At 35.7% G+C, this 9,038-nt stretch carries 4 protein-coding genes; 3 read left to right on the forward strand and 1 reads right to left on the reverse strand.

Annotated features, from left to right (window positions below; translation table 11 throughout):
* The first annotated feature begins 109 nt into the window (after positions 1 to 109).
* A complete protein-coding gene (locus M2326_RS12605; protein ID WP_264619915.1) occupies positions 110 to 436 on the forward strand; it encodes a Sec-independent protein translocase subunit TatA/TatB in 327 nt (108 codons plus the stop codon).
* Positions 436 to 1,008, forward strand: coding sequence for a phosphatase PAP2 family protein (locus M2326_RS12610; RefSeq protein WP_264619916.1), 573 nt, complete (start codon positions 436 to 438; stop codon positions 1,006 to 1,008). Before M2326_RS12605 ends, M2326_RS12610 begins: the two co-directional genes overlap by 1 nt.
* 53 nt (positions 1,009 to 1,061) lie before the next feature.
* On the opposite strand, the gene M2326_RS12615 is transcribed toward M2326_RS12610, so the two are convergent.
* The gene (locus tag M2326_RS12615; RefSeq protein ID WP_264619917.1) at positions 1,062 to 1,703 is read right to left on the reverse strand and encodes an O-methyltransferase; all 642 of its coding nucleotides are present in this window, start codon (positions 1,701 to 1,703) and stop codon (positions 1,062 to 1,064) included.
* 384 nt (positions 1,704 to 2,087) lie between these two features.
* Between M2326_RS12615 and M2326_RS12620 the strand changes: the two genes are divergently transcribed.
* On the forward strand, positions 2,088 to 9,038 hold a 6,951-nt coding region (locus tag M2326_RS12620), incomplete at its 3' end, for a hypothetical protein (RefSeq protein ID WP_264619918.1).

Here is a 9,038-nt window from a genome sequence, read left to right on the forward strand (position 1 = left end):
TGGTGTGAAAATAAAAAAAGACTCCCAACGGAGTCTTTTTTTTATGATTTAATTAAAACGCAAGGCTACAAAATGTAATATCTTTGCAGTACTAAAAAAAAATAAAGATATGTTTGGTATAGGCGGAGGAGAATTAGTTTTTATTATGTTTATTGTATTAATGCTTTTTGGCGCTGATAAAGTTCCAGAAATAGCACGTACTTTGGGTAAAACCATAGCACAAGTTAAAAACGCGACTAACGATATCAAAAGTGAAATTCACAAAGGGATCGAAGATAACGGTCTCGATGCAAAATCATTGACAGATATGAGCGGAAGTATTAATACTAAAATCAACAAAGCAACCGAAGACCTTTTTGGGGATACGGTATCCCAAGCTAATAAATTGAAAGAAGATATTGAAGAGATATCGGGACCAGTAAAACGTAATATGTAATGATTGAAAAAGTACTAGTCTTAGATACTCAATTGTTGGTGTATCTTAACGGCCTAGGTTCAACAACCTACGATGGAATGTGGTTGTTTATTACCAGTCAAACCAATTGGACGCCTATTTTTTTGGTATTCTTATATCTTATTTATAAAAAAATAGGAGTCAAACAAACGCTATTTGTTTTGTTGTTTGTGGCGATTTTAATTGCAATTACAGACCAAGTCACTAACCTGTTTAAATATAGCTTCGAGCGATTACGTCCTTGTAGTAATCCTGAAATTAATACAATCATTAGAGTAGTAAAATCGAGTGCTACTTTTAGTTTTTTCTCTGGTCACGCTGCAAATAGTATGGCTACAGCCTTATTTATATATAAAGTTTTAAAATCCTTCTATAAATATGCTGCTTGGATATTTCTTTGGCCTTTAATCTTTGCTTACAGTCGTATTTATCTAGGTTTACATTATCCAGGAGATATCTTGTGTGGGTATGCTTTCGGTCTGTGCTCAGGTTTTTTGGTATTTACTATCTACAAAATAGCGCAAAAAAAATATTTCCCTATCGATAATAGTTAGGAACTATTTCCATTTCGATCTGGGCTAGTGTTTTTGGAGTCCAAACAAACAAATTATACTACTCTAGAGACAGTTAATCCGTCACGAATAGGTAGTAATACGGTTTCAATCCTTGGATCATCTCGTAATAATTTGTTGTATTCGATTAATATTTGTGTGCTGATGTCGTTTTTGTGTACTTCTTGAACCACTTTTCCACTCCATAATACATTGTCTGATAGTATGATGCCGCCTTGGTTCATCTTTGGAACAATCATTTCAAAATAGTTGATGTAGTTTTCTTTATCAGCATCTATAAAAACCAAATCAAATTTCACGTCCAAATCGGGGATGATAGTCGTTGCTTCGCCAAGGTGTTGTGTTATTTGTGTTCCCCAAGGTGATAAGTCAAAATGTTTACGTTGAAAGTCAACCAATTCTTCTTTAATGTCAATAGTGTGTAAAGAACCAGTAGTTTGCATTCCTTCGCACAAACACAAAGCCGAATAACCTGTATAGGTTCCAATCTCTAAAATATTTAACGGGCGAATCAATTTTGACAACATACTCAAAACCCGACCTTGAAAATGTCCACTTAGCATTCTTGGTAATAATATTTTTTGATACGTTTCTTTGTTTAAAGCTGCTAATAGTGCAGGTTCTTTTTCAGAATGGTGTTCGATGTAATCTTCTAAATCTTGTGAAAGGAAATGCATTTGTTATGTTTTTGTATGTTGGTAAAGTTATTAAAATTTTTTATGGATATCGTAGGGATTTTTGAATATAAGATAACTTCTATTCTAATTATGGTTACTAATGTTTTTAAAGTTTTTGTAGTTCTATTTTGTTTTTTTAGCGATTAAGTGTTTATAATCAACGATAAAAAGCAAAAAAGTAAGGATTTTGTTATTTGTTTTATCTTATTTTTTTACTGTTTATTTGTTTTTATGTAATTTTTTGGTAATTATTGCATGAAATGTAAAATGTTTTCAATGTATTTATTAAATATTCGTAAAACGTTAAAAAGTTATAAATAGTTCTTAAAAAAAACTTAATTTTGATGTTAGCATATACTGCCCCAAATACAAAAGCTAGTAAATATGAAAGAAAATTACACAAAAATTGCTGTTTCGAGCCTAAAATTATCTCAATTCAAATTTATTTTATTAACAATGTTCCTGTTGTTGTTTTCAACAATGGCAAATGCGCAATTTGGCGTTGGTGGGGCAAATTCAGATAATGGAGATCTAAGGTTAAATTATGAAGCAGGTAAACAAAATGATGTTTTAGCACTAAGCTCAACTGGTACTACAAATACGGTTACTATTACATCAATTAAACCAGCTCCTCAACAGTTGCATTCGATGAAAGTCAAAATGCAGTTGCCGCCAGGTGTTTTGTATACGGCAGGAACAGTTATTATAACTGATAATAATAATGCTACAACACCGATTACAGGAACTTTTGTGTTGCAAGAAGCAGACATAAGTGACTTAAATGCTCCTGTGTTTTCTATTTACAATAATGGTAATGAAACCGACTTGTGGGCAGGTGGTGATTTTGTTACCTTTTCTTATGAACGAACTGCAAATTGTGATGCAGTAACTTTCAAAGAAAATAAAAATAGTTTTAAAGACAATGCTACGATTACATATGTCAAAACAAAGTTTGCCGGTGTACAAACTGCTGTAGATGTTAATCCTCTAATAGGGAACTATCAGCTTTTAGCAGCTTCACTGTCTATTCAGTCCATTCCTTCAGTTGATGGTATTGTAGGTGGTAATCATACAAGGACAGTTACTGATGTTAATGGTGGTAATGCAGGAGTGGCTCAAGTAACTCATACAGTTATTGTAGGTTCTAGTATTACAAATCATACTCTTTCTTATACAACCAATGGAGGAACCACCGCAGTAACCACGGTTATGACACCGAATAGTTCAACTACTGATGCTAGTGGGGTGACTACTAAAACTTATATTATCAATCTATCAGATGCTTTATATACTGGTGGTGCTACCGGTGCAGGTGGAATTGGAGAGAACGGTGATGGAGATTTTGGGGCAGGTGAGTCTTTGGTTTTTACCGAGGATTTTTCTGTTGCTGATTGTGACGATGTTGCTATTACACATAAAGTAGAGTGGACATGTCAATCCTCTAAAATTGCTCAGGGTGGTGTGCTGTTTGGTGCAAATGCGCCACAGTTGGTTCTTGCAGTTGAACAAAATCAAAATAACATTACGGGTTTAAATCATAAAAAAATTAGGATTACAAATACTGGGTCGGGTCCAGCAGCTTTTGGGAAAGATATTTTGATTAATGTAGGACTAGGGGTTAATGGTGCTCTTGCTACTACAACCTATGGAAATAATCCACACTGGGGTCCAACTAAATATAATGTAAGGTCATACAGTAATTTTACATTAGGAGATGGTACCACACAAGTGGCATTTACACCTGATGAATGGGAATCAGACCGTAATACATTTCAAGGTACTAATACCTTTATTTTGCCACCTGATAAATATACTTCAGATATTGATGGTGCAGGTGGTCTAACCGATTCAGATTTGGATGGCTTTTTTGATGACCTTCCTGCAGGTGCTTCGGTTGTAATAGAATTTGACTATGTCAATGACCCAAGGACAAATTGTGGTATTGGTAGATTTGATTATATGCAATGGGAGCATATGTATGTTGATGTACTTACAAAAGATCAATGTGCAATAGCTAGACCTACTGTAGGGAAAGATTTAGGGTACTTAAACTTTATTAGAGATTATACTGTTCCTACTATTACAGAGCAAGATACAGATATAGTGGAATTGGTTCCTTTTGAAGTTGCTATACGACCTTATGTATACTCAATTTTTCAGCACAATGATCATGCAATGTTAAATAACAATGCAGATAGCCAGTTCACAGTCTCTATCACAGTGCCTCGAGGTGTTGACTTGATTACTACTCCAGGTTTTTCTCAAGTGGATGGATCTTATACTGTAGGAGCTGTTGGTGCAGGTACAAATGTAATTACGTATACTACGACCAATCTTGCAAATGGTTATGTGATTCGGGATTTTGCTGACTTTTTCGCGCGGTTCCCTTTAGTCATGAACTGTGCTGAATTAGAACTTGGTGGTGTGAATAACACAATCAATATTACGTATGAAACTAATTTGACATTGTTTAATGCTACTAGTGGAGTAGCTTTAAGCAGAGATATTCACTGTGGTAACTTTGAGCCTATTATTGAGCACTCTTGTAATACACCATGTGCTGGGCCAAATATTAAAAGTTTAGACGCCTACAGAGTTACTGCGGGTTGGACTAACAATAATATGACTGATAAAGTTGATCTTACTGAAAAAAATACAGATGGTACGCCTAAATATGAATTAGATAAATATTTAGCTGGTGACGAAATGGTAGTTGAGACAACAGGTGAGATGAATAATTTGTCGTCAAATAACTTACATTTTATACAGGATTATATTACAGATGGTACAACTGCTGGTGCAAATGATATTAAATTTGTATCGGGTACGATTGTAATTACTAAAAAAAGTGGGACAGCGACTTTAGAGTTGCAACTTATTGCGCCTACAGTTACTTCTAGCGGAAATAGTCACAGTTTAGATTTTGATATGTCATCTGCTCTTTCAGGTACTCTAGTGGGTGGATTAATAGAGGATGGAGACAAGTTTTTAGTTAAATTTAAATATCAATTTACTACAGACACCTATACTAATTATAATTATCATATTCTGTCTGGGTTTAGAGGTAGATATTATGTTAGAGAAACCTTGCCAGCAGGTGCTAATGCAGGTGCTGTTGATAATGATAATGATAATGACGGAATTACTAATGAAAGAATTAGTTGTTTTGACTGGGGAGATCAAGTAGCGTATTTGCGTCCTTTTAATGTTTCATATGGTGTTGCTAATAGCACGTTTAAATACTGTGAAACAGTTTGGACGAATTTATTAAATGATTACGTTTTATCTAATTCAGGTCACTTACATCCTGGAGAATATAGACCAGTTACACAGATAAAATCAACAGAAATCGTTGTACCCAAGGGAGTAACTATTCTAGATATTAGACAGTACAATAACTCAGGAGTAAATGGTGCTATAGCTTATTATACGCTAAGTGGTGGAGCATTGAATATTTCACCAGCTCTTGGTACTGCAACAGATAATAAATATACCATTACTCCTAATAGAGCGGGCGGGTATAGAGACCATGATCAAACATCAAATGCATCTTATAGAATGCAAATTCTAGTAAAAGGTAGTTGTGAGTTGAAAGATCAGGTTAAAGGAGCACCTTTACCAACGATAACATCAACATCTATTGTACAGCATTTAGCTTATACAGAGGTACCTTTGGCGAGTCAATTGCTTACAAGAATACCTTCTGCAAGGTTAACGTATACTAAGCCAGCTTACATTTTTCAACCGATTAATGCTATTGTTATTGGTTACGGTCCAGAGGCTGAATTAGACCTTAGGGTTGTAAACAATAGTGCCGCAGGTGGAAATGTGGATTACAATTGGATAAAAATGCCTGCAACGGCAAATGCCTACGTAACTAGTGCAATAGATATTGCAAATCCAGGCACTCCTTTGAATATTGTTAAAGTAGGTAATGATAGTTATATTGAAATAGGATCAATCAATGCTGGAGCTACTAAAAACGTTAGAGTAAAAGCTACTTATGATAGTTGTACTGATATTCCAGTTAATTTTAGTTTAGGTTGGAACTGTGATGCATATCCTGCAGATTATAGTGCTGTTACAGATGTGTGTTATGATGATAGCGCAACAATAACTATACAACCGGCCGAAGGTCAAATTCAACAATCAATAACGCAGCAACCAGTGGCTCCTGTAGCTCTTTGCTCTAGTTTTGATATTGAAGTAGAATACAGTAGTGCACAGGTAGGTACAATTATAAATCCAAAATCATTATTTAAATTGTTTAATGGTACAAAAGCTGTTACTATTAATAAGATTGAATCACAATATCCAGCAACAACAGGTGCTTGGGAAGATATCACAGCTAATGTTACAACATCTGGTTCAGATACCTATGTAATTCCTATTACACACGGAGCGTTGACGCCTATTTTTGGTGGTATTCCTGGTACCGGTGCCGTAGGTCCATCTGTAAATGATCGTAAAGTTATTGTTAGATATAATCTATCAACTACTTGTGACTATGTTTCTAATTCGCCAATAAGTTTTACTATTCTGGGTGATAAAAGTTGTGGTAAGCCAAGTATTGGAAATGGAAGTAGAGCAGTCACAGCTGGTATTAAAGTAAACGGTTTAGAGCCTACATATGATGCTTTGTCCATTATTTCATTGCCTGATTTTGCAAATCCTAATGGAGCGCATATCGATGGTTGTTCGGCTGAAGAATTAGTAACAGTAAATACAACAATTTCTGCTTTTTCAACTGATTTGCTAGCGACAACAGGTGATAATGATTACGGTAGAGTAGAACTTCCTATAGGGGTGACCTATGCCGAAGGTACATTCTTGAATAGTGGTGCTAATGAGGTTACATTTGTAAGTTCAACACCAAACCAATTAATTGTTAAATATCCTGCAGGGTTAAAAGATCAAGATAAAACAGAATTTACATTCGAAATTATTCCTCGAGGTGGCTATTGCGCAGATGATGCAGAGGTGACTTATTTAACATATGTTGAGAATTCTGACGGAATTTTTTGTGGTACTTCACTTGTACCATGTGGTCCAAGTTTAATAGCTACTGGAAATACAAGAGAGAGTCTAGATATTAAAAAAGCCGCAGTGGTGATTTCGATGAACTCGGCTATATCAACTGTTGCTGTTTCAGGTGAAACGGTAACGGCTAACTTTAAATTATCAAATACATCAGCAATCAATATTACACCACCATCAAAAGTGAGTGCATATTATGATAGTAATACAAATGGTGTTTACGATTCAGGAGTAGATGTTTTATTAGGTAGTCAGTCATTTAATACACCTATTCCAGCAAATACAAGTATTAATGAGCAGTTTTCATTTACAGCGACACCTACTCAAATATGTAATATTTTATTAGTTCTTAATGTTGACGAAAACCCATGTATCTGTTTACCAGCTAGTGTAGCAATGGGATCACCAACTGTACTTGCAGGTATTGGTGGTGGCAACGTGTCGGCTTGTGAACTGAATACTACTAAGCAAATTGGAGGAACTCCAAATGCTGATTATACTTATTCTTGGGCAGGAGCAACTCCAGCAACTACTGCTTATCTAGACAACTTAACAGTTGCTAATCCAAACTTTACTTATGCAGGGGCTAATATTACAGTACCTACAGTGATTAGTTATACGGTAACAATTACAAGAGCCGGAGGATGTAAATCAACTGATGTAGTTGATGTAACTGTTCTGCCATCAGCAGATTTGCCAGTAATTAGTAGTAGTTCATTAAGTGTGTGTACCAACGAATTCTTAAGTATTGAATTTGGTAACACCTTAGCAACAAACGAAACTTACAAATTATATAAAAATGCGGCATTAACTACGCCTGCAAACTTACCCACGTCTCGTGGACAATGGAAATCGACAGAGTTATATGCTGCAGGTCCTGGTACGTTATATGTAACAATCGAAAACACCGTTACTGGATGTGTATCTCCTGTATTAGTAGTGCCTTATACTATTATAGCATGTAATGCTGATCTTGTTACCACTAAAACAGTAGATAATAAAACTCCGGTTGAAGGAGGTACGGTTAAGTTTACACTTAGTGTAACAAACAATGGTCCAAACAAAGCTACAAATGTAAGCTTGGCTGATAAAATGCCTACTGGTTTGACATATGTATCTGATAATGGAGGTAGTACCTATAATAGTGGTACAGGTATATGGTCCATTGGTACAATGTTAGTAGACGCGGTGGTTTCATTAGAAATAACAGCAACGGTTAATGCCGGTACTACAGGTAAAACGATAAATAACGTTACTACAGCTGCAACAGGTGAGCAACCTGATCCAACTAATGATGGTAATGATTTAAATGAATCGGTTACGGTAAATAGATTTCCAGTAGTTGCCAACGATGATAAATTAAATCAAACAGCTGGTCCCGTTACTGTTTCTATTTTAGCAGATAATGGTTATGGAGCAGATACAGATCCAGAAGATGGAGCAATTGTATCGTCAACTATTAACTTGATTACGCCGACTAATGCAGTTTCACCTGTTGTAGTAGGAGGTAATGTTGTAGGGTTCACAGTTCCAAATCAAGGAGTTTGGTCACTAGATGCGACAGGTGTATTAACCTTTACACCTTGTTCTGCAGTAGGACCTAATTGTGCAGCAATATTTACTGCTAATCCAACTCCTATAAAATACACAGCAAAAGATAGTAAAGGAGATATTTCAAATCAAGCAACTGTAACTATTACGTATGAAAAAGTTCCACCAACTGCAGTTGATGATTTGAGCTTAGCAAATATACCAAACACGTCAGTTGTTGTAAATCCAATACCAGGAACAACAGGTCAAGATAACGATCCTGATGGAATTATAAATCCAGCAACTGTTAGCTTAGTGATTCCTTCAGGAGCAACATCAATTGTTGTTGATAGTAATGGAGACGTTACAAGTTTAGATGTTCCAGGTGAAGGTAAATGGAGTGTTAATCCTACTACAGGAGTAATCACATTTACACCACTACCAACGTTCCACAAAGATCCAACCCCTATATTCTATAATGTAGAGGATAATGATGGGAATCAATCAAACAATGCCAAGGTTACCATTGATTACTTACCAATAGCAACCAAAGATGATAGTTTAGCCAATCCATCAGGCAGCCCAGTGGTTGTAAACGTATTAGCAAATGATGTAATAGGAGATACGGTAGATCCTACGACAGTTAGTATAGCAGGTGAAACATCACCAGGTGTTAAAGTTGTAGTAGGCGAAGGTACATGGACAGTAAACCCAACTACAGGAGCAATTACATTTGCACCTTGTACAACGGTTTCTTTACCAAACTGC

Source organism: Flavobacterium psychraerolatum, from assembly GCF_025960985.1.
Lineage (GTDB): Bacteria > Bacteroidota > Bacteroidia > Flavobacteriales > Flavobacteriaceae > Flavobacterium.

Bases quoted from the DNA above. Each gene is read 5' to 3' on its own strand.
- M2326_RS12605 (WP_264619915.1), top strand. From the start codon at position 110: ATGTTTGGTATAGGCGGAGGAGAATTAGTTTTTATTATGTTTATTGTA.
- M2326_RS12610 (WP_264619916.1), top strand. From the start codon at position 436: ATGATTGAAAAAGTACTAGTCTTAGATACTCAATTGTTGGTGTATCTT.
- M2326_RS12615 (WP_264619917.1), bottom strand. From the start codon at position 1,703: ATGCATTTCCTTTCACAAGATTTAGAAGATTACATCGAACACCATTCT.